Below are 24763 nucleotides of genomic sequence, written 5' to 3' on the forward strand. Positions count from 1 at the left end.
GGGCCGAAAAGTCCAAATGTTTGCGGGAGATGAGCGAAAAGCCGCCGAACGCGCGCGGCGGAGACATTAACGTTTTCGGGTGAAAGGATCGGGGATTCAGATGTTTTCGAGACTCGCCTGAACCGCCGTGCGAGCCGAGTCGCCGAGCGCGGAAACCGCCGAGAACGGCGTCGCGTAACGGTCGATCAGCGGCGCCAGCGCGGCGAGGCCGACGCTCCCGAACGATTCGGCGAGGCGCGATTCGGCCCAGGCCCGCGCCCGCGCGCGATGGCGCGCCGCGCCCTCCGCCGGATCGGGCGCGCGGGCGGCGATGAGATCGAGCGCCTCCCCGATCCCCTCCCCGGTCACCGCGGAGAGGATCGCGACGGCGGCGGGCGGGCGATCCTCGGCCGCGAGCGACAGCGCGCCGCGCACATCCGCCGCCGCGCGGCGCGCGGGCGCGCCCATGTCGCCCTTGGTGACGAGCACGACGTCGGGCATCTCCATCACGCCCGCCTTCATGAACTGCAGCGCGTCGCCCGATCCCGGCTGGGCGCAGAACACGACGAGATCGGCGCAATCGACGATCTCCGTCTCCGACTGGCCGACGCCCACGGTCTCGATGATCACCCAGTCGAAGAGCGCGCGCATCAGCACCGCCGCGGGATAGGTGAGATCGGCGAGGCCGCCGAGGCGCCTGCGCGCCGCCATCGAGCGCACGAAGACGCCGGTATCCTCGGGGTCGGTCTCGATGCGCGCGCGGTCCCCGAGCAGCGCGCCCCCGGTCCGGCGCGAGGAAGGATCGACCGCGATCACCCCGACCCGCTCGCCCCGCGCGCGCAGGCGCGCGATCATCGCATTGGTGAGGGTGGACTTGCCCACGCCCGGCGGCCCGGTCAGGCCGAGCACGAGCCCGCCCGGCCCGGTGAAGGCCGCGTCGAGCAGGCCGACGAGGGCGGGATGCGCGGGATCGGTCTCGAGCATCGAGAGGCAGCGGGCCAGCGCCGCCTTGCCGCCCGCGCGCAGGGCGGCGAGATCCCGGGGCGGCGTGCTCATGCGGAAGCGACGGCCTCCGCCCCGGCCTTGCCCACGAGGATCGTCGCCTGCGCCGCGGCGAGCCGGGCGATCGGCACGCGGAAGGGCGAGCAGGAGACATAGTCGAAGCCGGCGAGCCGGCAGAAGCGCACCGAGGCGGGATCGCCACCATGCTCGCCGCAGAGGCCGAGCTTGAGGTTCGGGTTGCGCGCCCGGCCGCGGCGCGCGGCGATCAGCATGAGTTCGCCCACCCCCTCGATGTCGAGCGTGTGGAACGGATCCTCCGGAAAGACGCCTTCCCGGACATAGTCGCGCATGAACCGGCCGGCGTCGTCGCGGCTGAGGCCGTAGGTCATCTGGGTCAGGTCGTTGGTACCGAAGGAGAGGAATTCGCTCACCTCCGCCAGATCGCCGGCGCGCAGCGCCGCGCGCGGCGTCTCGACCATGACGCCGAGCGAGAAGTCGAGCTTCTCGCCCTGCTCCTCCTCGACCGCGCGGGCCACGGCGTCGATCCGGTGCTTGACGAGCTCGACCTCGCGATAGGCGGAGACGAGCGGGATCATCACCTCGGGCACCACCGGGTCGCGCGCGTCGCGGTTGACCGCGATCGCCGCCTCGAAGATCGCGCGGGCCTGCATCTCGTAGATCTCCGGCAGCGCCACGCCCAGCCGGACGCCCCGCATGCCGAGCATCGGGTTCACCTCCGCGAGTTCGCGGGCGCGCGCCTTCACCTGGCCCGCTGGGATCCCCATCGCCGAGGCGAGATGCTCCATCTCGTCCTCGTCATGCGGCAGGAACTCGTTGAGCGGCGGGTCGAGCAGCCGGATCGTCACCGGCATCCCGCGCATGATCGAGAATATCTCCTCGAAATCCGCCCGCTGCATCGGCAGCAGCAGATCGAGCGCCGCGCGCCGCTCCTCGGGCGTGTCGGCGAGGATCATCTCGCGCATCACCGTGAGGCGGGCGGGATCGAAGAACATGTGCTCGGTCCGGCAGAGCCCGAGGCCGTCGCAGCGGAAATCCCGCGCGACGCGGGAATCGGCGGGCGTGTCGGCATTGGCCCGCACGCCGAGATCGCGCGCCGCGTCCGCCCAGTCGAGCAGTTCGGCGAGCGCGCCGCCGAGATCGGGCGCCACCATCCGGGGGGCGCCCGCCAGCACCTCGCCCCGCGTGCCGTCGATCGTGATCAGCGCCCCCTCGTGCAGCACCCGCGCGTCGGGGGTGACGAGGCGGCGGCCTTCGAGATCGAGCCGGAGATCGCTCGCGCCGACGACCGCCGGCAGGCCGAGCCCGCGGGCGAGCACCGCCGCGTGGCTGGTCATCCCGCCCCGGATCGTCAGCACGCCCTTCGCCGCGTGCATGCCCCGCACGTCCTCCGGCCCGGTCTCGAGCCGGACGAGGATCGTGTCCTCGCCCTGCGCGGCGGCCTGCATCGCCGCCTCCGAGGTGAAGACCATGTAGCCGGTCGCCGCGCCCGGGCTCGCGGCGAGGCCGCCGCCCCAGACGTCGCGCGCCGCGGAGGCGTCGATCTGCGGATGCAGATGCTCGATCAGGTTGCGCGGCTCGACCCGGAGCAGCGCCTGCTCGCGCGTGATAGCGCCCCGGTTCGCGAGATCGACCGCGATCCGGACCGAGGCGCGCGCGCCGCGCCGCGCGGGCACCGCGTCCACGACCGAGACCGCGCCGTTCTCGAGGATGAAATAGAGCTGGACCGCGTCGCCGAGCCCCTGCGCGGCCTGCCCGGCATAGCCGCGCAGCGCCTCCAGCGCCTCGGGGCACATCTCCTCCAGCGCGGGCTGGTCGCAGCCCTCGCGCCGGCCGCGGGCGAGCAGGACGCCGGTCCGCCGCGAGCCCGGGCGCGTCACCGCGCGCTGCTTGCCCGGCAGGAAGGCCCCGTCGACCGAGGGCGCGCCGGTGCGGGGATCGACGATCTGGATGTGGCCCGCCCCGCTCACCCCCGGCGCCACGCCGAGCGCGAGTTCCTGAACGATGAGCCCCAGCCCGCCCTCGGCCGGGCCGCCCTTGGCCTGGCGCAGGATCCGCGCCGAGGCCCGGTCCCAGTCCAGCGCCATCGCCCGCGCGATCCCCTCGAGCTGGTCGGCCGCGTCGTCGGGAAATTCCTCGTCGGTCTCCTCGGCGTAGAGGCGCAGCATCGCCTCGGTCGTCGCACGCATCGCCTCCGGCTGGCGCGGACCCGGGCCGAGGATTCGGTGCGCGAGCGCCTCGAATCCCTCGGGATCGACGCCATGGACCATCAGCGCGTAGGTCGAGATCAGCCGGGCATAGAGTTCCCGCGCCTCCACCACGCCGATCGCGGCCTCGACCGCCGCGATGTCGCGCGCGGTGATCCCGATGTTGAGCGTCGCGCTCGGCCCGCCCCAGGCGCGGTCGCGCGGGCTCGGCCGGAGGCAGAGCAGCCGGTCGGGCGCGGAGCGGGGCGGCAGCTTCGGCATCGGGCCGCCCTCGGCGAGATGGCGCACGCAGTCGAAGGAGAGCGCCACGCCCGGCGGCACCGGCAGGCCGAGCGTCGTCAGCCGCGCGAGCATGTGCGCGCGCGATCCGTGCACCTCGGCACGCACCGCCCCGTCCCGGTCGAGACCGACCACGGCGTCGGGGGCGAACTGTATGATCTCCTGCGGTTTCATTGCACCGCAGCATAGTCCGGTTTGCCCGGCCGGCAAAGTGAAACGTAAGTGTCGCATTCCCCGGGGCCGCCTTCGCGGCCCGCGTCAGGACATTGCAGGAACCATCTGATCCCGCGCGGTTTTCGCCGCCCGGGATCCGCGAAGCCGCCGCGGCGGCGGCTCTCGAACTTTGGTCGCGGTCAGCCTTCGACTGCCGAAAAAATCGCCACCTGATTCATCACCGCCCGGATCCGGTTCAGCAGGCAGAGCCGGTTCCGCCGGATGATCGCGGAGGGCGCGTTGACCACCGTCGTCTCGAAGAAGTCGTCGATCGGCGCGCGCAGACCCGCGAGCGCGCTCATCGCCGCCTCGAAATTCTCCCGCCCGAGCGCCGGGCCGATCGCCGCCTCCGCCTCGTCGAGCGCGTCGAAGAGCGCGCCTTCCTCATGCGTCTCCGCGAGCTTCGGCTCGGGGGCGAGCGAATATTCGACGCCGTCCTTCTTCTCCTCCGCCTCGAGGATGTTGACCGCGCGCCTGTAGCCCTGGAGCAGGTTCGCCGCCTCCCGGGTCGCGAGGAAATCCGAAAGCGCCCGAACGCGCGCGACGAGCAGCGTCAGGTCGTCCTGCCCGCCGAGCTGGTAGGCCGCGTCGATCACGTCGTGCCGGATGCCCTGATCGCGAAGGTAGACCTTGAGGCGATCCGCGAAGAAGGAGAGGAGATCCTCCGCGAGCACGAGGGCGCATTCCCGTTCCACGCGGTCGTTCGACAGGTCGGGGACATCCTCGGCGGGAACCGCGCCCGCGGCGACCATCGCCGCGCGGTTCCGGCGGACCGGATCGAGCAGGACACGGGTCAGCGGCAGCCGGATGCCGTTCTCGAGCAGGAGACGGATCACGCCCAGCGCCGCGCGGCGGAGCGCGAAGGGATCCTTCGAGCCGGTGGGCTTCTCGTCGATCGCCCAGAAGCCGGTCAGCGTGTCGAGCTTGTCCGCGAGCGCGACCGCGACCGGCACCGGCTCGGAGGGGACGAAATCCGAGGGGCCGAGCGGCGAATAGTGCTGCTCGGCGGCGAGGGCCACGGCGCCGTCCTCGCCTGCCTTCTCGGCGTAGTACTTGCCCATCACCCCCTGAAGCTCGGGGAATTCGTAGACCATCTGGCTCGCCAGATCGGCCTTGGCGAGCTTCGCCGCCCGCTCCGCGAGGTCCGGATCGGCCTTCACCAGCGGCGCGATCTCGCGCGCGAGCGCGGCGATCCGGGCGATGCGCGCGCCCTGCGTGCCGAGCCTGTTGTGGAAGGTCACCGCGCCGAGCTTCCCGGTCATCGCGTCGAGCGGCGTCCGGAGGTCGTTCTCCCAGAAGAACACGGCGTCGGAAAGCCGGGCGGCGAGCACCTTGGCATTGCCCGCGAGGATCGCCGCGCCGTCGTCCGCCGTCTCGCGGTTCGCCACGACGACGTAGCCGGTGACGCGCCCCGTGCCGGGATCGCGGACCGAGAGGAACTTCTGGTGCTCCTTCATCGAGGTCGAGAGCACCTCGGGCGGCAGGTGCAGGAAGGGTTCCGCGATCCGGCCCATCAGCACCACGGGCCATTCGACGAGCCCGGCGATCTCCGCGAGCAGCCCCTTGTCCTCGATCACCTCCAGGCCTTGCGCGAAGGCGAGCTGCGTCGCCTCATGCCAGATCCTCTCCGCCCGGTCCTTCGGATCGAGGATCACGAAGGCGCGCGCGAGCTTCGCCTCGTAATCCTCGAAGGAGGAGACGGCGAAGGCGTCGGGCGCCATGAAGCGGTGGCCGCGGGCGAGGTTGCCCGCGGGGATGCCGTCGATCCCGAAGGGCACGACCTCGGCCCCCGCCTCGGTGGTGAGCAGGCAGAGGATCGAGCGGAGCGGGCGCACCCAGCGCAGGCTTCCCGCGCCCCAGCGCATCGACTTCGGCCAGGGGAAGGCGCGGATCACCGCCTCGACCGTCTCGGCGACGATCTCCGCCGCCTCGCGGCCCGGACGCTCGATGAGGGCGAAGAGCACCTCGGACTTCTTCTCCGGCCGCGCCACGACGCGCACGCCCGGGATGGCGATTTCCGAGACCGGCTTCGCGGCGAGCGCCGCCGCCTCGGCCTCGGACGCGCCGATCGCGCGCAGAAAGCCCTCGCGCGCCTTGGCGGGCGCGTCGAGCCTCGGCCCCTTGCGCTCCTCGCGGCGCAGGGCCGAGCGTTCGGAGAGCCCTTCGATCGCCAGCGTGAGCCGCCTCGGAGTCGCGAAGGCGGCGGCGTGGGCGTAGGTGAGGCCGCGCTCCACCAGCCCGTCGGTGACGAGGCGCTTCAGGTCGTCCGCGGCCTTGCCCTGCATGCGCGCCGGGATTTCCTCGGAGAAGAGTTCGAGCAGAAGATCGGGCATGGGCTGGCTCAGGGTGAGAGGAGATTGAGATAGCCCTGTGTGACGAGGGCGTTGGCGATGTCGACGAAGAGCGCCGAGAGCAGCGGGATCACGATGAAGGCCGCCTGGCAGGGGCCGTGGCGCTTGGTGACGGCGGTCATCGTCGCGATCGCGGTCGGCGTCGCGCCGATGACGAAGCTCGCGTAACCGGATGAGATCACCGCCGCCTGGTAGTCGCGCCCGAGGAAGCGGAAGGCGAGCAGGATGGCGGCCAGCACCGCGATCAGCGTCTGGACCGTCAGCACGGCGAGGATCGTGCCCGCGTAGCCGCCCAGCTGCCAGAGCCGGAGCGACATCAGCGAGACGGCGAGAAAGACGCCGAGCGCGAATTCCGAGACCAGCGAGAGCGTCGGCGTGTGGGAGACCGGCTTGATGAAGGGCACGAGCGGGATCAGGTTGCCGACGAGCATGCCCGTCAGCAGGCAGGGCACGAAGAGCGGCAGGTTCAATCCGAATTCCGCGATCGCGCGCTGGACGAAGAAGCCGAGGATCATGCAGATGAAGATCCAGAGCAGCGTGCGCATCAGCGCGTTGCGCGTGATCTCGCCCGTCGCGTAGCCCTCCGCGAGGCCGACGCTGCCGGCCTCGATCTCGGTCGAGGCGAGGCCGAACCGCCGGATGAGGGCGCCGGCCATCGGGCCGCCGATGATGCTCGCGACCACGAGGGCGAGCGTCGCCATCGCGATGCCGACCTCCGGCGCCGCCTCGAGCCCGCGGGCCTGCAGCTCGGGCGTCCAGGCGATCACCGTGCCGTGCCCGCCGAGGAGCGCGGTGGAGCCGAGCACCGCGCCCATCCCCATCGGCAGCCCGGCGATCCAGGCGCCGAGCCCGCCGACCGCCATCTGGACGAGGAGGAGCACGGCGGTGATCCCGATCAGGATCGCGAGCGGCCGCCCGCCCCGCAGCAGGTCGGAGAGCCGGGCGTTGAGGCCGATCCCGGTGAAGAACATCAGGAGCAGCAGGTCGCGGGTATGCGTGTCGAAGCCGATCTCCGCGACGCCTGCGCGGTAGAGCCCCCAGGTCAGCGCCGCGAAGACGAGCCCCCCGGTCACCGGGTCGGGAATGTTGAGCTCGCGCAGCGGCCGGACGCGGTTGTTGATCGACTCGCCCAGCAGATAGACGACGAGGCCGACGGTGATCGCCATGAAGTCGGGGAACTGGATCTGGGCCATCTATTCGTCCCGGAAGGCGGCGTTGAGCTGGCGCCAGAGATAGCCGCGCCCGTCGGGGTAGACGGCGATCATCTCGTCGAACCCCTTCGGATCGTCGCGCGTCACCACGCGGGCCGTCGCGGCCCCGGAGGCGAGATCCTCCGTCAGCGCCCCCGCGTCGAAGCAGCGGAACCAGAAGGGCGGCGTCAGCGGCGTCGCATCCGCGGCCGGCGGCAGCGCCGCCACCGCCGCCGGATCAATCCGGAAGCAGCCGCGCAGCTTCAGCGGCGAGGAGGCGGAATCGATCCCGTCGTAATCGGAGACCGGCACCTCCGCCCCCGCGAGGCGCAGCGTCTCCACCCCCCTCTCCCGCGTGTAATAGGCGAAGAACTGGGTATAGATCAGCGCGGCCGCGAAGATCGCGAGAAAGACGAGGAAGCCCTGGACGAGGCGCTTGCCGTTCATGCCGCCCCGGTCGACCCGCCGGCCTCCGTGGTGACGAAGGCGTCGGCGCAGGCCTTGGCGAGCGCGCGGACCCGGCCGATATAGGCCTGCCGCTCGGTGACCGAGATCACGCCGCGCGCGTCGAGCAGGTTGAAGAGGTGGCTCGCCTTGATGCACTGGTCGTAGGCCGGATGCGCCATCACGATCTCCCGCCCCGCCCTGTCCGCGCGCGGCGCGTCGAGGATGCGCCGGCACTCCCGCTCCGCGTCCTCGAAATGGCCGAGCAGCATCGCGGTATCGGCCACGTCGAAGTTCCAGCGCGAATATTCCTGCTCGGTCTGGCGGAACACGTCGCCATAGGTGAGCGGGATCGGCGCTCCCGGATCGTTGAACGGCATCTCCATCACGTGGTCGACGCCGAGCACGTACATCGCGAGCCGCTCCAGCCCGTAGGTGAGCTCGCCCGAGACCGGGTGGCAGTCATGGCCGCCGACCTGCTGGAAATAGGTGAACTGGCTCACCTCCATCCCGTCGCACCAGACCTCCCAGCCGAGGCCCCAGGCACCGAGCGTCGGGCTCTCCCAGTCATCCTCGACGAAGCGGATGTCGTGGAGCGCCGTGTCGATCCCGATCGCGTCGAGCGAGCCGAGATAGAGCTCCTGCAGGTCGGGCGGGCTCGGCTTGATCAGCACCTGGTACTGGTAATAGTGCTGCAGCCGGTTCGGGTTCTCGCCGTAGCGCCCGTCGGTCGGCCGGCGCGAGGGCTGGACATAGGCCGCGGCCCAGGGGCGGGAGCCGAGCGCGCGCAAGGTCGTCGCCGGGTGGAAGGTGCCCGCGCCCACTTCCATGTCGTAGGGCTGCAGGATCGCGCAGCCCCTGGCCGCCCAGTAGGACTGGAGCCGCAGGATGATCTCCTGGAAGCTGCGCGGGCGGGCGTTCGACATGGATTCGGTCTTCATTCGCGGGGCTCGGCGTCCGGGGCAAGGTGCGGTGCTTCCTTAAGCACCCGCCTCCGCCCGGTCAATGCGCGGCGCCCGCGCCGACGGGCCTCAGGCGCGCCAGTAGCTCGGCATGAAGAGCACGTAGACCGCCATGAGTTCGAGCCGGCCGACCAGCATCAGGAAGGTCAGCACCCAGATCGCGGGATCGGGGAGCGCGGCGAAATTGCCCGAGGGGCCGATCACCGGCCCGAGCCCCGGCCCCACGTTCGAGAGCGTGGTCGCCGCGCCCGATATGGCGCTGACCGGGTCGAGCCCGATCAGCACGAGCAGGACCGCCCCCATGCCAAGCGTCAGGAAGAAGAGCATGAAGAAGGCCATGACCGACCCCATGACCTCCTCGGAGATGACCTGCCCCTGGTAGCGCGGCGTCACCACGACGCTGCGGCTGTGCAGCCGGCGGATCTCGGCGTTGATGCCGGCGAGCAGCAGCTGGTAGCGGAAGACCTTCGGCCCGCCGGTGGTCGAGCCGGAACAGCCGCAGATCATCATCGCGCAGAAGAAGAGCGCCTGCGCCATCGGCCCCCAGAGCGTGTAGTCCGTGCTCGCGAACCCGGTGGTCGAGATGATCGAGGCCATGTTGAAGAGCACCTCGCGCAGCATCTTCTCGCTCAGCGCGTCGCCATGCAGCAGCCGCGCCACGACCAGCCCGGCGCAGAGCGCGAGATAGATGCCGAGGAAATAGCGGATCTGCGAGTCGCCGAAAAGCGAGCGGACGTCGCCCCGGGCGAACTGCACGAAGCGGATGAAGGACATCGCGCCGAGCAGCATGAAGACGGTGCCCACGTATTGCGTCGTCGCGCTGAACCCGCCGAAGGAGGTGTCGTAGTTGCCCATCCCCCCCGTCGCCAGCGTGGCCATCGCGTGGAGCAGCGCGTCGAAACCCGAGAGCCCGCCCCAGGAATAGCCGAGCGCGCAGACCAGCGTGAAGACGAGATAGACCGCGCCGCAGGAGATCACGATCTCCTTCGCCCGGGGCATGATCTTGCCGAGCGTGTTGAAATCGCCGGTCTTCAGGATCTGCATGCCGCCGATGTTGAGAAGCGGCAGCAGGATGAGCGCCATCAGCACGATGCCGATGCCGCCCACCCAGTTCAGGAGCGAGCGCCAGAGCAGCACGCCGCGCGGCATGTCCGCGAGGCCGCTCATCACGGTCGCGCCCGTCGTCGTGAGCGCCGAGGTGGTCTCGAAGGCGGCGTCGGTGAAGCTCAGCGCCGGCTGGCCGAGGACGAAGGGCAGCATGCCGAAGAGCACGAAGCTCACCCAGGAGCCGGTGGTCAGCAGGAAGCCCTGGCGCAGGTCGAGATCCGAGCGCCAGCTGTCGGCGCAGGCGAGCGCGACGGCGACGCCGCAGCTCGTGGTGATGACCATCGCGGCGAGGAAGGCGCGGAAATTCGGGTCGCCGTCGATCAGGTCGAAGACCGCCGGGATGGCCATGACACCCCCGAGCGCGGCGACGAGCCAGCCGATCACGTATCCCACTGGCCGAAGGTCGAGCATTCGTGATCGATGGAGGCGCGCCCCGCGGCTGTCAACCCCGCCGCGGGCGCGGGCGCGCGGCGGGCGCGGACTGTGGCCGCGCCGCCCTCAGCCGACGTGATAGAGCGTGTCGAAGAGCCTCGGATCGTAGCTCGACTGGCGGAAGGTCTCGCCGCGCGTCAGGATCGAGACCGCGTCGTGCGAATGCAGCGATTCCTGATGGCTCGCGACCACGCGGAAATCCCCGATCCGCGCCTCGGCCTCGATCTGGGCGCAGAGCACGCGCACCGCGTCCTCGACGAAGATCGGATTGGCACCCGAGAGCTCGGCGAAGGCCTGCTCGTCCTCGCGCTTCACCATGACCTGAGTCTCGGTCGGGATCGCGCGGGCGCAGAGGTCCACGAGATCCTCGAACCACAGCCGCTCGGTCCCCACGAGTTCGACCGAGACCCGCGCGACCGAACGCTGCGCATGCGGGACCGCGATGCGTCCCCGCGTCTCGCGCGCGTGTTCGGACAGTTCCAGCGAGCAGGGGCAGGTCGAGGAATAGACGTAGTCGAGATGCATGATCCGCCGGGTGTCGCGCCCGTGGCGCACCACCTCGAGCGCGACGTCGTAATACTGGTAGCCCTCGAGCCCCGAGCGCAGCGAGCGGCGCAGCATCGGATAGCGGAATCGCATCTGGATGCGCGCGTCGAAGGAATCGAGATCGACGACGTAGGAATCGAGCACGCCCTGGATCACCTCGGCCGAGAAATGCTTCTCGGCGTGCTGGTAGAAGGAGCGCATGATCCGGCTCATGTTGATGCCCTTGCGATCCGCCTCCAGCGAGACGGAGCCGGTCACCGAGGTCTCGAGCTGCACCTCGCCGCCCTCGCGCACGCGGTAGCGGATCGGCAGGCGGAAGTTCGAGATGCCGACGTGCTGGATCGGCACGCGCGCGCCCCTGATGAGCGCGGCGGGGCCGTTCTGCAGGTCGGGCATGTCCGCGAGATAGGCGGCGTCGGGGCGGAACCCGGCCTCGAATTCGCGCGAGAGGTCGGGATAGGGCGCGGCGCGGGCGACGAGTTCCGCGACCTCTCCGGGGCCCGCCTCGCCGGCGCGGCCCGCCCAGCGCATCAGGAGCCGCGCGGCGGCCCGCGCCTCCGCCTCGGTCGGCTGATGCTCGTTGATCGCGGTCGGCCCGTCCATGCTCTCAACCCTCTCCAGTCCCGGGGATATATAGGGAACCCCCGGCCTCCGCCCAAGCGCGAAGTGGCGCGGCCCATGCTAAATGGCAATCCCGCGCCGAGACCTGCCGTCCCGGCGCGACATTCCGGCGACCGCCGGCGACGGCGCGCCGCATTGGCGGCCTCAGACGCGGGCGAGCGCCTGCCGGATGTCGGCGATCAGGTCGTCCGCGTCCTCGAGCCCGACCGAGACCCTGACGAGCCCGTCCGAGATCCCGAGCGCGGCGCGCTGTTCCGGCGTCAGGCGCTGGTGCGTCGTGGTGGCCGGATGGGTGACGAGGCTCTTGGCATCGCCGAGGTTGTTCGAGATCAGCAGGATCCGGAGCGCGTCGAGGAAGCGGAACGCGCCCGCCTTGCCGCCTTCGATCTCGAGCGCCAGCATCGTGCCGCCGGTCTCCATCTGCCGCCGCGCCAGATCGGCCTGCGGATGATCGTCGAGCCCCGGATAGATGAGCCGGACGAGGCCCGGCGTTCCGGGCAGCGCCGCGGCGATGCGCGCGGCGTTCGCCGCCTGCTCGCGGCAGCGCAGGTCGAGCGTCTCGAGCCCCTTCAGCATCACCCACGCGTTGAACGGGCTGAGCGCGCCGCCGGTATGCTTGACGAAGGTCTCGAACGGCCCGCGGATGAAGTCCTTCGTGCCGAGCACGACGCCGCCGAGGCAGCGGCCCTGGCCGTCGATATGCTTGGTCGCGGAATAGACCACGACGTCGGCGCCCAGCGCGAGGCTGCGCTGGAAGATCGGGGTCACGAAGACATTGTCGACGACGACCATCGCGCCGGCCGCGTGCGCGATCTCGGCGACGCCCGCGACGTCGATCACCTCGAGCGTCGGGTTCGACATCGCCTCGAAGAAGACGAGCTTCGTCTCCGGACGGACCGCCGCGCGCCACTGGTCGAGATCGGTGCCGTCCACGAAGGTCACCTCGACGCCGAAGCGGGGCAGCAGCGTCTCGGCGATGTAGAGGCAGGAGCCGAAGAGCGCGCGGGCGGAGACGATGTGATCCCCCGCCTTGAGCTGGCAGGCGAGCGCCGCGTGGACCGCCGCCATGCCCGAGGCGGTGGCGAAGCCCGCCTCGGCGCCTTCGAGCGCGGCGATCCGGTCCTCGAACATCCGCGTCGTCGGGTTGCCGTAGCGTGCATAGATGAACTCGTCCTCGCCCGAGGCGATGAACCGGCTCTCCGCCGTTTCCGCGTCGGGATAGACGAAACCCTGGGTGAGATAGATCGCCTCGGCCGTCTCGCCGTACTGGCTGCGGCGCACGCCGCCGTGCACCAGTTTCGTGCGCGGGCTCCACTCTGTCATGATCGCCTCCTCGCCGGGCTCACCGGCGCCGTTCGGGACCCCGGCGACTAGCCGAGGCGGCGCGCCGGGTCAAGGCCGGCGCCTTGACTTGCCCGCCGGCCGACGCACCTTCGCCGCCGAGGCACCGTTCAAGGAGGGTATGATGGTCGCACCGATCGAGCTTTACTACTGGCCGACGCCGAACGGGCACAAGATCTCGATCGCGCTCTGCGAGATGGACCTGCCCTTCGACCTCAGGCTCGTCAACATCGGCGCCGGCGAGCAGTTCGATCCCGACTTCCTGCGCATCGCGCCGAACAACCGGATGCCCGCGATCGTCGATCCCGAGGGGCCGGACGGCCAGCCGATCGCGATCTTCGAGTCGGGCGCGATCCTGCAGTATCTCGGCCGCAAGACCGGCCGCTTCTACGGCGAGAGCGAGCGCGAGCGGGTCGAGATCGACAAGTGGCTGATGTGGCAGATGGGCGGGGTCGGGCCGATGGCCGGCCAGGCGCATCACTTCCTGAACTACGCGCCCGCGATGGATCCGCCGAACGACCTGCCCTATGCGAAGGAGCGCTACCGGCGCGAGGTCGCCCGGCTCTACGGCGTGCTCGACAAGCGGCTCGCGGACCGCGACTACGTGGCGGGGCCCTATTCGATCGCCGACATGGCGATCTGGCCCTGGGCGCGCGGCTGGGAGAAGCAGCGGCAGGATCTCGGCGCCTTCCCCAACATGTCGGCCTGGCTCGCCCGCGTCGGCGCGCGTCCCGCCGTCCAGGCCGGCGTCGCGCTCGCGGCCGAGAAGCGCGCCGACCTCACGACCGACCGCGCGGCGCAGCGCGTGCTCTTCGGCGCGCGGGGCTGAGCGCGGCGCCCCGGTCGGCGCCCCCCGGTCGGCGCCCCACGGTCGGCGCCCCACGGTCGGCGCCCCACGGTCGGCACCCGGGGGTCTTGCCCGCGCCCGGGTGTCCCGCTATGGCGGAACGGACCCTTTCCGACCCGGACACCGCGGCGCATGACCGAGATCACCCTCACCCGGCCCGACGACTGGCACCTGCATCTGCGCGACGGCGCGATGCTCGCGGGCGTGCTGCCCGCCTCGCGCGATTTCGCCCGCGCGATCGTCATGCCGAACCTCGTCCCGCCCGTCGTGACGGCCAAGGACGCGGCCGCCTATCGCGCGCGCATCCTCGCCGCCCTGCCCGAGGGGCAGGCGTTCGAGCCGCTGATGACGCTCTATCTGACCGAGTCGACCGACCCGGCGGATGTCGCGGCGGCCGCGGCCTCGGGCCTCGTCACGGCGGTGAAGCTCTACCCCGCCGGCGCCACGACCAATTCCGCGAGCGGCGTGCGCGACATCGGAAAGGTCATGCCCGTGCTCGAGCGCATGGCCGAGATCGGCCTGCCGCTCTGCGTCCATGGCGAGGTGACGGATCCGGAGATCGACATCTTCGACCGCGAGGCCGTGTTCATCGAGCGGGTACTGGCGCCGCTCCGGGAGCGCCTGCCGGAACTCCGGGTCACGCTCGAGCATGTGACGACGAAGGACGGGATCGACTTCATCCTCGGCGCGGAGCGGAACCTCGCGGGCTCGCTCACGGTCCACCACCTGATCCTGAACCGCAACCACCTGCTCGTCGGCGGCATGCGGCCGCATTTCTACTGCCTGCCGATCATCAAGCGCGAACGCCACCGCGCGGCCCTGGTCGCGGCCGCGACCGGCGGCGATCCGCGCTTCTTCCTCGGCACCGACAGCGCGCCGCATGCGAAGGACCGCAAGGAATGCGACTGCTGCGCGGCCGGCGTCTTCACGGCGCCGAACGCGATGCCCTGGCTCGCGCAGGTCTTCGAGACCGAGGGCGCGCTCGACCGGCTCGAGGGCTTCGCCTCGCTGCACGGCCCGGCCTGGTACCGCCGCGCGCCGAACGCGGACCGGATCACGCTGGCCCGCTCCGAGGACCCCCTGCCCGCCCCGGCCGCGCTCGAGACCGGCGCCGGGCCGGTCATCGTCTTCGATCCCGGCATTCCCCTCCACTGGCGCGTGCGCGCCTGACAGTCTCGAAAGGACCGGCCCTTGTTCGCGAATACCTTCCCGACCGAGCAGGAGATGGCGCGGCTCTTCGCGCGGATGCTCTGGGAGATCCGGGCGGTGCATTTCAACGCGGTCCAGCCCTACCGGCTCTCCTCCGGCATGGCGAGCCCGGTCTATATCGACTGCCGCAAGCTGCTCTCCTACCCCCGGATCCGGAGCGCGGTGATCGACTTCGCCGCGGCGACGATCCTGCGCCAGGCCGGGTTCGAGCAGTTCGACGTGGTCGCGGGCGGCGAGACGGCGGGCATCCCGCTCGCGGCGCTCCTCGCCGACCGGCTCGGCCTGCCGATGATCTACGTGCGCAAGAAGCCGAAGGGCCACGGCAAGGGCGCGCGGATCGAGGGCGATCTGCCCGAGGGCGCGCGCGTCCTCGTGATCGAGGACCTGACCACCGCCGGCGGCAGCCTGATGAGCTTCATCGAGGCGATCCGCGCGGCCGGCGGCGTGGTCGAGCACGGGATCGCGCTCTTCTACTACGACATCTTCCCCGAGGGCCGGACGGGAATGAAGGCCAAGGGCGTGACGCTGCACAACGTCGCCACCTGGCGCGACGTGCTGGCGGAGGCGCGGGTGCGCGAACTCTTCGACGAGCGCACGCTGGGCGAGGTCGGCGACTTCCTCGCCGCGCCGCTCGAATGGTCGGCGGCGCATGGCGGCGTGGCCTCGCTCGACGCCTGACACTCCCCTCCCGGACCCGTTTCCCCCGGCGCCCGCGCGGATTTCCGCGCGGGCGCCGGGCATTTTCAGGGCGCTTGATCCGCGCCCGAACATGAACATACTCCGACTCAGGCGGCGGACCGCCGGGGGGAAAGCGCTCGCATGGAAAGACGGTGCGCGAAGCACCGCGATGGCTGACAGGATCAAACGGCCTTCGAGGCCATCAGGGACAGACGTATGAACCAGCCGCAGCAATCCCTCCCGCTGTCACGAACCCGCTCGACCGACCCCGAGGATCTCGCCAACGAGATCGTCGAACGGCTGATGTACCGCATCGGCAAGAATTCCCGCGCCGCCAAGCCCTATGACTGGCTCGAGGCGGCGATCCTCGTGATCCGCGACCGCGCGATCGAGCGCTGGATGGAGACGACGAGCGACACCTACGCCGCCGGCACCAAGCGCGTCTATTACCTCAGCCTCGAATTCCTGATCGGCCGGCTGATGCGCGACGCGGTCGGCAATCTCGGCCTGCTCGAACCGATGCGCGACGCGCTGAGGATCCTGAAGGTCGATCTCGACCTGATCGCCGAGCTCGAGGCCGACGCCGCGCTCGGCAACGGCGGCCTCGGCCGTCTCGCCGCCTGTTTCATGGAGAGCATGGCGACCGTCGGCCTGCCCGCCTACGGCTACGGCATCCGCTACCGCCACGGCCTGTTCCGCCAGAAGATCGCCGACGGCTTCCAGGTCGAACTGCCCGAGACCTGGCTCGAACACGGCAACCCCTGGGAATTCGACCGGCGCGAGGCGGCCTACGAGATCGGCTTCGGCGGCCGCGTCGAATTCCACGAGGCGGACGGTTCGGAGGAGAAATTCGTCTGGATCCCGGCGGAGCGGGTGATCGCGACCGCCTATGACACGCCGATCGTCGGCTGGCGCGCCGCGCGGGTGAACACGCTGCGCCTGTGGAAGGCCGAGCCGCTCGACCCGATCCGGCTCGACGCCTTCAACGCCGGCGACCATTTCGGCTCGCTCGCCGAGAGCAACCGGGCCGACGCGCTGACCCGCGTGCTCTATCCCGCCGATACCTCGCCCGCGGGCCAGGAACTCCGGCTCCGGCAGGAGTATTTCTTCTCCGCCGCCTCGCTCAAGGACATCATCCGCCGCCACCTGCAGCAATACGAGAATCTGGAGAATCTCGGCGAGAAGGTCTCGGTGCAGCTCAACGACACCCACCCGGCGGTCTGCGTGCTGGAGCTGATGCGGCTTCTGATCGACGAGCACGGGATGACCTTCACCCGCGCCTGGGCGATCACGCAGCAGACGATCAGCTACACCAACCACACCCTTCTGCCCGAGGCGCTCGAAAGCTGGCCGGTGCCGCTCTTCGAGCGGATGCTGCCGCGCCACATGCAGCTCCTCTACGAGATCAACGCCCGCCTGCTGCGCCAGGCCCGCTCCGAACTGCGGATGGACGACAGCCAGATCCGCAACATCAGCCTGATCGACGAGCACGGCGAGCGGCGGGTCCGGATGGGCAACCTCGCCTTCGCGGGCGCGCATTCGATCAACGGCGTCTCCGCGCTCCATACCGAACTCATGAAGGAGACGGTCTTCGCCGATCTCCACAAGATGTTCCCGACGCGGATCAACAACAAGACGAACGGCATCACGCCCCGCCGCTGGCTGATGCAGTGCAACCCCGGTCTCTTCGCCCTGCTCCGCGAGACGATCGGCGACGAATTCATGGACGACATCGAGAAGATCCGGAGCATCGAGAAATACGCGAAGGACGCGGAATTCCAGAAGCGCTTCGCCGCCGTGAAGCTCGCGAACAAGGAGCGGCTCGCCGCGCTGGTGCGCGAGCGGATGGGGGTGAAAGTCAATCCGGAATCGCTCTTCGACATCCAGATCAAGCGCATCCACGAATACAAGCGCCAGCTGCTGAACATCATCGAGACCGTGGCGCTCTACGACCAGATCCGCTCCCATCCGGAACACGACTGGGTGCCGCGCGTTAAGTTCTTCGCGGGGAAGGCGGCGCCGACCTACTATAATGCCAAGCTCATCATCAAGCTGGCGAACGACGTGGCGCGGGTCATCAATGCCAATCCCTCAGTGCGGGAGGTGCTGAAGGTCGTGTTCGTGCCGAACTACAACGTGAGTCTGGCCGAGGTACTGGTTCCCGCCGCCAATCTCAGCGAGCAGATCTCGACCGCCGGCATGGAGGCCTCGGGCACCGGCAACATGAAGTTCGCGCTCAACGGCGCGCTCACCATCGGCACGATGGACGGGGCGAATGTCGAGATCAGCGAGCAGGTCGGCATCGACAACATCGTCATCTTCGGCCTGACCGCGGCCGAGGTCGCGGCGAAACGCGCCGACGGATACAATCCCCGCGAGATCATCGAGCGTTCGCCCGAACTCAGCCAGGCGCTGACCGCGATCTCCTCGGGCGTGTTCTCGCCCGACGATCCCGACCGCTACAAGGGGCTGATCGGCGGGCTCTACGAACACGACTGGTTCATGTGCGCGGCGGATTTCGACTCCTACGCGGCGGCGCAGCGGCGCGTGGACGCGATCTGGAACGACAGCGCGCTCTGGTGGGAGAAATCGATCCTGAACACGGCGCGGATGGCCTGGTTCTCCTCGGACCGGACGATCCGGGAATACGCCGCCGACATCTGGAAGGTCGATATCTAGAAAGGGTGGCCGGCGCGTCGTGCCGGCCACGATGGAGGGACGTCTATCGTGGACAAGCCGACAGCGCGCGCCGGATCGGGACGGAAGGCGAAGGCCCCGCCCGGCCTTCCCCCCGGAGAGATCGAGGCGGTGGTCGAGGGCCGGCACGGCGATCCCTTCGCCGTGCTGGGGCCGCACAGGACTGGAAGGCGGGTCTTCGCGCGCGCCTTCGTCGAGGGAGCCGAGACGCTCGAGGCCAGCACGCTCGACGGCGAGCCCGCGGGCACGCTGGAGCGGGTGCACCCGGCGGGGTATTTCGAGGGTTTTCTCACCATCCCCGACCGCCAGCCGCTGCGCTACCGCGCGCGCAACGCCGGGGGCGAATGGAGCGTCACCGACCCCTATTCCTTCGGCCCCGTGCTGGGGCCGATGGACGACTACTACATCCGCGAGGGCAGCCACCTGCGGCTCTTCGACAAGATGGGCGCGCATCCGATCAGCCACGAGGGCGCGGAGGGCGTGCATTTCGCGGTCTGGGCGCCGAATGCGAAGCGGGTGAGCGTGGTCGGCCCGTTCAACGCCTGGGACGGTCGGCGCCACGTGATGCGCCACCGCCGCGACACCGGCATCTGGGAGATCTTCCTGCCCGGCGTCCATTGCGGCGAGCCCTACAAATACGAGATCATCGGCCCCGACGGGACGCCGCAGCCGCTGAAGGCCGATCCCTTCGCCCGCGCGGCGGAACTGCGCCCGGCCACCGCCTCGGTCGTCGCGCCCTGGCTCGACCACGACTGGGGCGACGCGGCGCATCGCGACTTCTGGGCGAAGGTCGATCCGCGCCGCCAACCGATCTCGATCTACGAGGTGCATCCGGGATCGTGGAAGCGCAAGGAGGACGGCTCCTTCCTGAGCTGGGACGAACTCGCCGACCAGCTCATCCCCTACGTGGTCGAGATGGGCTTCACCCACATCGAGTTCCTGCCGGTCAGCGAACATCCCTACGACCCGTCCTGGGGCTATCAGACCACCGGCCTCTACGCGCCGACCGCCCGCTTCGGCCCGCCCGAGGGGCTCGCGCGCTTCGTCGACGGCGCGCACCGGGCGGGGATCGGGGTGATCATCGACTGGGTGCCCGCGCATTTCCCGACCGACGCGCACGGGCTCGCGCATTTCGACGGCACCGCGCTCTACGAGCATGCCGACCCGCGGCAGGGCTTCCATCCCGACTGGAACACCGCGATCTACAATTTCGGCCGGCTCGAGGTGATGAACTACCTCGTCAACAACGCGCTCTACTGGTCGGAAGTGTTCCACATCGACGGGCTGCGCGTGGACGCCGTCGCATCGATGCTCTACCTCGACTATTCACGCGGGCAGGGAGAATGGATCCCGAACCGCCACGGCGGGCGCGAGAATCTGGAGGCGGTGGAATTCCTGCGCGCCACCAACGCCGCCGTCTACGGCAGCCACCCGGGCACGATCACCATCGCCGAGGAGAGCACGAGCTGGCCGAAGGTCTCCGCGCCGGTCCACGAGGGCGGGCTCGGCTTCGGGTTCAAGTGGAACATGGGTTTCATGCACGACTCGCTCCAGTACTTCCAGCGCGACCCGATCTACCGGAGCTTCCACCACAACGACCTGACCTTCGGCATGCTCTACGCCTATTCCGAGAACTACGTGCTGCCGATCAGCCATGACGAGGTGGTGCACGGGAAGGGCAGCCTGCTCGGCAAGATGCCGGGCGACACCTGGCAGAAATTCGCGAATTTGCGCGCCTATCTCGCCTATATGTGGGCCTATCCCGGCAAGAAGCTGCTCTTCATGGGCCAGGAATTCGGCCAGGGGGCGGAATGGGCGGAGTCCCGGGGGCTCGACTGGTGGCAGCTCGACCTCGCCGAGCACGCGGGCGTCCGGACGCTGGTGCGCGACCTGAACCGGCTCTATCGCGACAGGCCGGCGCTCCATGCGCGCGACTGCGAGGGCGAGGGATTCGCCTGGCTCATCGCCGACGACGCGGCCAACTCGGTCTACGCCTGGACGCGCATGGCGCCGGAGGAGAACCCGGTCGCGGTGATCTGCAACCTCACGCCCGCGACACACGACCACTACCGTGTGCCCTTCCCGAAGGAGGGGCGCTGGCGCGAGATCATGAACACCGACGCGGCCGTCTACGGCGGGTCGGGAAAGGGCAACATGGGCGCGGTCACGGCCGCGGCCGACGCGGCCGGCGTCGGCGCCCATATCGTGCTGCCGCCGCTTTCGGTCACGTGGCTCGAACACGTGCCGGACGCGGCGGAGGAATAAGGGAAGGACGGGGGATGATGGTGGAAAAGAAGACGCAGCCGCTGGCCAGGGACGCGATGGCCTATGTGCTGGCGGGCGGACGCGGCAGCCGCCTGAAGGAGCTGACCGACCGCCGCGCCAAACCCGCGGTCTATTTCGGCGGCAAGGCCCGGATCATCGACTTCGCGCTGTCGAACGCGCTCAATTCCGGCATCAGGCGCATGGGGGTCGCGACGCAGTACAAGGCGCACAGCCTGATCCGCCACCTGCAGCGCGGCTGGAACTTCCTGCGGACCGAGCGGAACGAGAGTTTCGACATCCTCCCCGCCTCCCAGCGCGTCTCCGAGACGCAGTGGTACGAGGGCACAGCCGACGCCGTCTTCCAGAACATCGACATCATCGAGGACTACCACCCCGAATTCATGGTCATCCTCGCGGGCGATCACATCTACAAGATGGATTACGAGGTGATGCTGCGCGAGCATGTGGACTCGGGCGCGGACGTCACCATCGGCTGCCTCGAAGTGCCGCGGATGGAGGCGACCGGCTTCGGCGTGATGCATGTCGACGAGAAGGACATCGTGACCGCCTTCGTCGAGAAGCCCGCCGACCCGCCGGGCATCCCGGGCCAGCCGGACCTCGCGCTCGCCTCGATGGGGATCTACGTCTTCCACACCAGATTCCTGATGGACCTGCTGCGCCGCGACGCCGCCGATCCGAATTCGAGCCGCGACTTCGGCAAGGACATCATCCCCTACGTCGTCGCGAACGGGAAAGCCGTCGCCCACCGCTTCTCGAGCTCCTGCGTCCGCTCGAGCATGGAGGCGACCGCCTACTGGCGCGACGTGGGGACCGTCGACGCCTATTGGGAGGCGAATATCGACCTCACCGACGTGATCCCCGAACTCGACCTCTACGAGCGGAACTGGCCGATCTGGACCTATGCCGAGATCACGCCGCCCGCGAAATTCGTCCATGACGTCGAGGGCCGCCGCGGCTCGGCGGTAAGCTCGCTCGTCGCCGGCGACTGCATCGTCTCGGGCGCCTCGATCCGGCGCAGCCTGCTCTTCACCGGCACGCGGGCGCATTCCTTCGTCAGCCTCGACGAGGCGGTGATCCTGCCCGAATGCGACATCGGCCGAGGCGCGCGGCTTCGCAAGGTGGTGGTGGACAGCCGCGTCTCCATCCCCGAGGGTCTGGTCGTCGGCGAGGATCCGGAGCTCGATGCCCGCCGCTTCCGCCGCACCGACAACGGCGTCTGCCTGATCACCCAGCCGATGCTCGACAAGCTCGGCTGACCGCCCGAGAGTGCCATGAAGATCCTCTCCGTCGCCTCCGAGGTCTATCCGCTGATCAAGACCGGCGGCCTCGCCGACGTGGCGGGCGCGCTGCCGCCCGCCCTCGCCCGCCGGGGCATCGAGACGCGGGTGCTGATGCCGGGCTATGGCCCGGTGATGGCCCGGCTCGAGGGCGCGCGGAGCCAGGTCGTCTTCGAATACGACGCCCTGCTCGGCGTGCCCGCGCGCCTCGTCTCCGCCCGGCTCGACGGGCTCGACCTCATCCTGATCGACGCGCCGAGCCTCTATCACCGTTCCGGCGGCCCCTATGTCGACGCCGCCGGGATCGACCACGGCGACAACTGGCACCGCTTCGGGGCGCTGTCGCGGGCCGGCGCGGACATCTGCGCCGGCATCATCGAGGGGTTCCGCCCCGATGTCGTTCACGCGCACGACTGGCAGGCCGGGCTGGTCCCGGCCTATCTGCGCTATTCCGGCATCTCCTGCCCCTCGGTGATGACGATCCACAACATCGCCTTCCAGGGACAATTCTCCGCCGCCGTGCTCGGCGGGCTCTACCTGCCGCCGCATGCGATGGCGCTCGACGGCGTCGAATACCATGGCGGCGTCGGCTTCCTGAAGGCCGGGCTCGCCAATGCGAGCGCGATCACCACGGTAAGTCCGACCTATGCCGAGGAGATCCGAACCCCCGCCTTCGGCATGGGGCTCGACGGGCTCATCAACGCCCGCGCGCCGGTCCTGCGCGGCATCGTCAACGGGATCGACACCGGGGTCTGGGACCCGGCGACCGATCCGATCCTGCCCGCGACCTTCTCCGCCGACGATCTCGAAGGCCGCCGGGCGAACCGCCGCGCGCTGGAGGAGCGGTTCCGCCTCGATCACGACGACGAGCCGCTCTTCGTCGTGATCAGCCGGCTGACGCACCAGAAGGGCATCGACCTCCTCGCCGAGACGACCGGCGATCTGGTCGCCGAGGGGGCGAAGCTCGCCGTGCTCGGCACGGGCGATCCGGCGCTCGAAAACGCCTTCGCGGGCGCCGCCGCCCGGCACGCGGGCCGGGTCGGCGTCGTCATAGGCTATGACGAGCAGCTCGCCCACACGATGCAGGGCGGCGCGGACGGCATCCTCATTCCGTCGCGGTTCGAGCCCTGCGGCCTCACGCAGCTCTACGGGCTGCGCTATGGCGCGGTGCCGATCGTCGCGCGCACCGGCGGGCTCGCCGACACGGTGATCGACGCAAATACCGCGGCGCTCAACGCGGGCGTCGCGACGGGCGTGCAGTTCCTGCCGGTGGACGCGGCCGGCCTGCGCCACGCGATCAGGCAGGCGGTCCGCCTGTTCCGGCAGCCGGGCACCTGGGACGGGCTGCGCGTCAACGGCATGCGCTCCGACGTCTCCTGGGACCGCAGCGCCGCGCTCTACGCCGATCTCTACAAGTCTCTTATCCCGGTAGCCTCAGGACACCACGCATGATCAAGACCGTCGCCACCACCGCCTATGACGACCAGAAGCCGGGCACCTCGGGGCTGCGCAAGAAGGTTCCGCATTTCCAGCGGCCGAACTACGTCCAGAACTTCATCCAGTCGATCTTCGACAGTCTGGAGGGCTTCGAAGGCGAGACGCTGGTGATCGGCGGCGACGGCCGGTACTTCAACCGCGAGGTGATCCAGATCGCGCTCCGGATGGCCGCGGCCGCGGGCTTCGGCAAGGCGATGGTCGGCCGGGGCGGCATCCTCTCGACGCCGGCGGCCTCCAACATCATCCGCAAGTACGGCGCCTTCGGCGGCATCATCCTCTCGGCGAGCCACAATCCCGGCGGGCCGAACGAGGATTTCGGGATCAAGTACAACGCGGGCAACGGCGGCCCGGCGCCGGAGAAGCTCACCGACCAGATCTTCGCGCGCACGAAGGAGATCACCGAATACCGGATCCTCGACGCGCCGGACCTCGACCTGGACACGGAGGGAAGCTTCGACCTCGGCGGCATGACGGTCGAGGTGATCGACCCGGTGGCCGATTACGCCGAACTCATGGAATCGCTCTTCGACTTCCCGGCGCTCAAGGCGATGTTCGCGAACGGCTTCACCATGTCGATGGATTCGATGTCGGCGGTGACCGGGCCCTATGCGAAGGAGATCCTCGAGAACCGTCTCGGCGCCGCGCCGGGCACGGTGAAGAACGCGACGCCGCTGCCCGATTTTGGCGGGCATCACCCGGATCCGAACCTCGTCCATGCGAAGGAGCTCCACGACCTGATGATGAGCGCGGAGGCGCCCGATTTCGGCGCCGCCTCCGATGGCGACGGCGACCGCAACCTGATCATCGGCAAGGGCATCTTCATCTCCCCCTCGGATTCGCTCGCGATGCTGGCCGCCAACGCCCATCTCGCGCCCGGCTACGCGGCCGGCCTCGCCGGGATCGCGCGCTCGATGCCGACCAGCGGCGCGGCGGACCGGGTGGCGGAAAAGTTCGGGATCGGCCTCTACGAGACGCCGACCGGCTGGAAGTTCTTCGGCAACCTGCTCGACGCCGGGATGGCGACGATCTGCGGCGAGGAGAGCGCGGGCACCGGCTCGAACCATGTGCGCGAGAAGGACGGGCTCTGGGCGGTGCTGCTCTGGCTCAACATCCTCGCGGTCCGCGGGGAATCCGCCAAAGCGATCGCCGAGGCCCACTGGAAGGAGTTCGGGCGCAACTACTACGCCCGCCACGATTACGAGGGGATCGACTCGGAGGCCGCCAACGGGCTGATGGACGCGCTCCGCGCGAAGCTCGCCGACCTGCCGGGAACCGAGATCGCCGGGCTCAGGGTCGCGGCGGCGGATGATTTCGCCTATCACGATCCGGTCGACGGCTCGGTGAGTTCGAAACAGGGCATTCGTGTGATGTTCGAGGGTGGCAGCCGCGTCGTCTTCCGCCTCTCGGGCACCGGCACCTCGGGCGCGACGCTGCGCGTCTATATCGAGCGCTACGAGGACGACCCGGCGAAGCTCGGCGAGGAGACGCAGGCCGCGCTCTCCGATCTGATCGCGGCGGCCGAGGAGGTGGCGGACATCTCGACGAGGACCGGCCGTTCCGAGCCGGACGTGATCACCTGA

General features: G+C 69.7%; 17 protein-coding genes. 8 read left to right on the forward strand and 9 right to left on the reverse strand.

Translation table 11 applies throughout. The features are described 5' to 3' along the window. Positions 1-96: 96 nt before the first annotated feature. From FJM51_RS10915 to metZ, 9 genes are all read right to left on the reverse strand, one after another. Positions 97-1035, reverse strand: a complete 939-nt coding sequence (locus tag FJM51_RS10915; protein WP_140454176.1) for an ArgK/MeaB family GTPase — start codon at positions 1033-1035, stop codon at positions 97-99. Further along, a complete protein-coding gene (locus tag FJM51_RS10920) occupies positions 1032-3659 on the reverse strand; it encodes a putative PEP-binding protein (protein WP_140454177.1) in 2628 nt (875 codons plus the stop codon). The genes FJM51_RS10915 and FJM51_RS10920 overlap by 4 nt, the downstream gene beginning before the upstream one ends. A gap of 179 nt (positions 3660-3838) precedes the next feature. Further along, positions 3839-6031, reverse strand: coding sequence for a glycine--tRNA ligase subunit beta (gene glyS / locus FJM51_RS10925; RefSeq protein WP_140454178.1), 2193 nt, complete (start codon positions 6029-6031; stop codon positions 3839-3841). Between the two features lie 8 nt (positions 6032-6039). Continuing rightward, on the reverse strand, positions 6040-7242 hold the full coding sequence (gene gltS / locus FJM51_RS10930) for a sodium/glutamate symporter (RefSeq protein WP_140454179.1): 1203 nt from the start codon (positions 7240-7242) through the stop codon (positions 6040-6042). After that, on the reverse strand, positions 7243-7686 hold the full coding sequence (locus tag FJM51_RS10935) for a DUF6446 family protein (protein WP_140454180.1): 444 nt from the start codon (positions 7684-7686) through the stop codon (positions 7243-7245). Further along, a complete protein-coding gene (locus FJM51_RS10940) occupies positions 7683-8624 on the reverse strand; it encodes a glycine--tRNA ligase subunit alpha (protein WP_438502751.1) in 942 nt (313 codons plus the stop codon). Before FJM51_RS10940 ends, FJM51_RS10935 begins: the two co-directional genes overlap by 4 nt. A 90-nt stretch (positions 8625-8714) precedes the next feature. Beyond that, positions 8715-10163 carry a TrkH family potassium uptake protein gene (locus FJM51_RS10945; RefSeq protein WP_140454181.1) on the reverse strand — a complete coding sequence of 483 codons (1449 nt, stop codon included), beginning with the start codon at positions 10161-10163 and terminating at the stop codon, positions 8715-8717. Between the two features lie 87 nt (positions 10164-10250). Continuing rightward, positions 10251-11333, reverse strand: a complete 1083-nt coding sequence (gene folE2, locus FJM51_RS10950) for a GTP cyclohydrolase FolE2 (protein WP_140454182.1) — start codon at positions 11331-11333, stop codon at positions 10251-10253. A gap of 162 nt (positions 11334-11495) precedes the next feature. Then, on the reverse strand, positions 11496-12674 hold the full coding sequence (gene metZ / locus FJM51_RS10955) for an O-succinylhomoserine sulfhydrylase (protein ID WP_140454183.1): 1179 nt from the start codon (positions 12672-12674) through the stop codon (positions 11496-11498). A gap of 142 nt (positions 12675-12816) precedes the next feature. Between metZ and FJM51_RS10960 the strand changes: the two genes are divergently transcribed. The 8 genes from FJM51_RS10960 to FJM51_RS10995 all read left to right on the forward strand — a co-directional run bounded on the left by FJM51_RS10960 (position 12817) and on the right by FJM51_RS10995 (position 24763). Continuing rightward, on the forward strand, positions 12817-13521 hold the full coding sequence (locus tag FJM51_RS10960; RefSeq protein ID WP_140454184.1) for a glutathione S-transferase N-terminal domain-containing protein: 705 nt from the start codon (positions 12817-12819) through the stop codon (positions 13519-13521). A gap of 150 nt (positions 13522-13671) precedes the next feature. Beyond that, positions 13672-14709, forward strand: a complete 1038-nt coding sequence (gene pyrC, locus FJM51_RS10965; RefSeq protein ID WP_140454185.1) for a dihydroorotase — start codon at positions 13672-13674, stop codon at positions 14707-14709. Positions 14710-14730: 21 nt separating this feature from the next. Next, complete coding sequence (locus tag FJM51_RS10970; protein ID WP_140454186.1) at positions 14731-15426, forward strand: orotate phosphoribosyltransferase; 696 nt, start codon at positions 14731-14733, stop codon at positions 15424-15426. Between the two features lie 216 nt (positions 15427-15642). Continuing rightward, complete coding sequence (locus FJM51_RS10975) at positions 15643-18105, forward strand: glycogen/starch/alpha-glucan phosphorylase (protein ID WP_140454187.1); 2463 nt, start codon at positions 15643-15645, stop codon at positions 18103-18105. Between the two features lie 48 nt (positions 18106-18153). Further along, a complete protein-coding gene (glgB, locus tag FJM51_RS10980) occupies positions 18154-20388 on the forward strand; it encodes a 1,4-alpha-glucan branching protein GlgB (RefSeq protein WP_140454188.1) in 2235 nt (744 codons plus the stop codon). A 17-nt stretch (positions 20389-20405) separates the two neighbouring features. Next, positions 20406-21665: a glucose-1-phosphate adenylyltransferase gene (gene glgC / locus FJM51_RS10985; protein ID WP_140454251.1), complete on the forward strand. Its 1260-nt coding sequence runs from the start codon at positions 20406-20408 to the stop codon at positions 21663-21665. A gap of 15 nt (positions 21666-21680) precedes the next feature. After that, positions 21681-23138, forward strand: coding sequence for a glycogen synthase GlgA (glgA, locus tag FJM51_RS10990; protein WP_140454189.1), 1458 nt, complete (start codon positions 21681-21683; stop codon positions 23136-23138). After that, positions 23135-24763 (forward strand): alpha-D-glucose phosphate-specific phosphoglucomutase, encoded by a 1629-nt coding sequence (locus tag FJM51_RS10995; RefSeq protein WP_140454190.1) that lies wholly within the window; start codon positions 23135-23137, stop codon positions 24761-24763. The genes glgA and FJM51_RS10995 overlap by 4 nt, the downstream gene beginning before the upstream one ends.

Origin of the sequence: Amaricoccus solimangrovi (assembly GCF_006385685.1) — a bacterium.
Taxonomy (GTDB): domain Bacteria; phylum Pseudomonadota; class Alphaproteobacteria; order Rhodobacterales; family Rhodobacteraceae; genus Amaricoccus; species Amaricoccus solimangrovi.

What these genes read in the sequence shown, in the direction of transcription:
- FJM51_RS10915 (WP_140454176.1), bottom strand. Translation starts at nt 1,035, where the DNA reads ATGAGCACGCCGCCCCGGGATCTCGCCGCCCTGCGCGCGGGCGGCAAG.
- FJM51_RS10920 (WP_140454177.1), bottom strand. Translation starts at nt 3,659, where the DNA reads ATGAAACCGCAGGAGATCATACAGTTCGCCCCCGACGCCGTGGTCGGT.
- glyS (WP_140454178.1), bottom strand. Translation starts at nt 6,031, where the DNA reads ATGCCCGATCTTCTGCTCGAACTCTTCTCCGAGGAAATCCCGGCGCGC.
- gltS (WP_140454179.1), bottom strand. Translation starts at nt 7,242, where the DNA reads ATGGCCCAGATCCAGTTCCCCGACTTCATGGCGATCACCGTCGGCCTC.
- FJM51_RS10935 (WP_140454180.1), bottom strand. Translation starts at nt 7,686, where the DNA reads ATGAACGGCAAGCGCCTCGTCCAGGGCTTCCTCGTCTTTCTCGCGATC.
- FJM51_RS10940 (WP_438502751.1), bottom strand. Translation starts at nt 8,624, where the DNA reads ATGAAGACCGAATCCATGTCGAACGCCCGCCCGCGCAGCTTCCAGGAG.
- FJM51_RS10945 (WP_140454181.1), bottom strand. Translation starts at nt 10,163, where the DNA reads ATGCTCGACCTTCGGCCAGTGGGATACGTGATCGGCTGGCTCGTCGCC.
- folE2 (WP_140454182.1), bottom strand. Translation starts at nt 11,333, where the DNA reads ATGGACGGGCCGACCGCGATCAACGAGCATCAGCCGACCGAGGCGGAG.
- metZ (WP_140454183.1), bottom strand. Translation starts at nt 12,674, where the DNA reads ATGACAGAGTGGAGCCCGCGCACGAAACTGGTGCACGGCGGCGTGCGC.
- FJM51_RS10960 (WP_140454184.1), top strand. Translation starts at nt 12,817, where the DNA reads ATGGTCGCACCGATCGAGCTTTACTACTGGCCGACGCCGAACGGGCAC.
- pyrC (WP_140454185.1), top strand. Translation starts at nt 13,672, where the DNA reads ATGACCGAGATCACCCTCACCCGGCCCGACGACTGGCACCTGCATCTG.
- FJM51_RS10975 (WP_140454187.1), top strand. Translation starts at nt 15,643, where the DNA reads ATGAACCAGCCGCAGCAATCCCTCCCGCTGTCACGAACCCGCTCGACC.
- glgC (WP_140454251.1), top strand. Translation starts at nt 20,406, where the DNA reads ATGGTGGAAAAGAAGACGCAGCCGCTGGCCAGGGACGCGATGGCCTAT.
- glgA (WP_140454189.1), top strand. Translation starts at nt 21,681, where the DNA reads ATGAAGATCCTCTCCGTCGCCTCCGAGGTCTATCCGCTGATCAAGACC.
- FJM51_RS10995 (WP_140454190.1), top strand. Translation starts at nt 23,135, where the DNA reads ATGATCAAGACCGTCGCCACCACCGCCTATGACGACCAGAAGCCGGGC.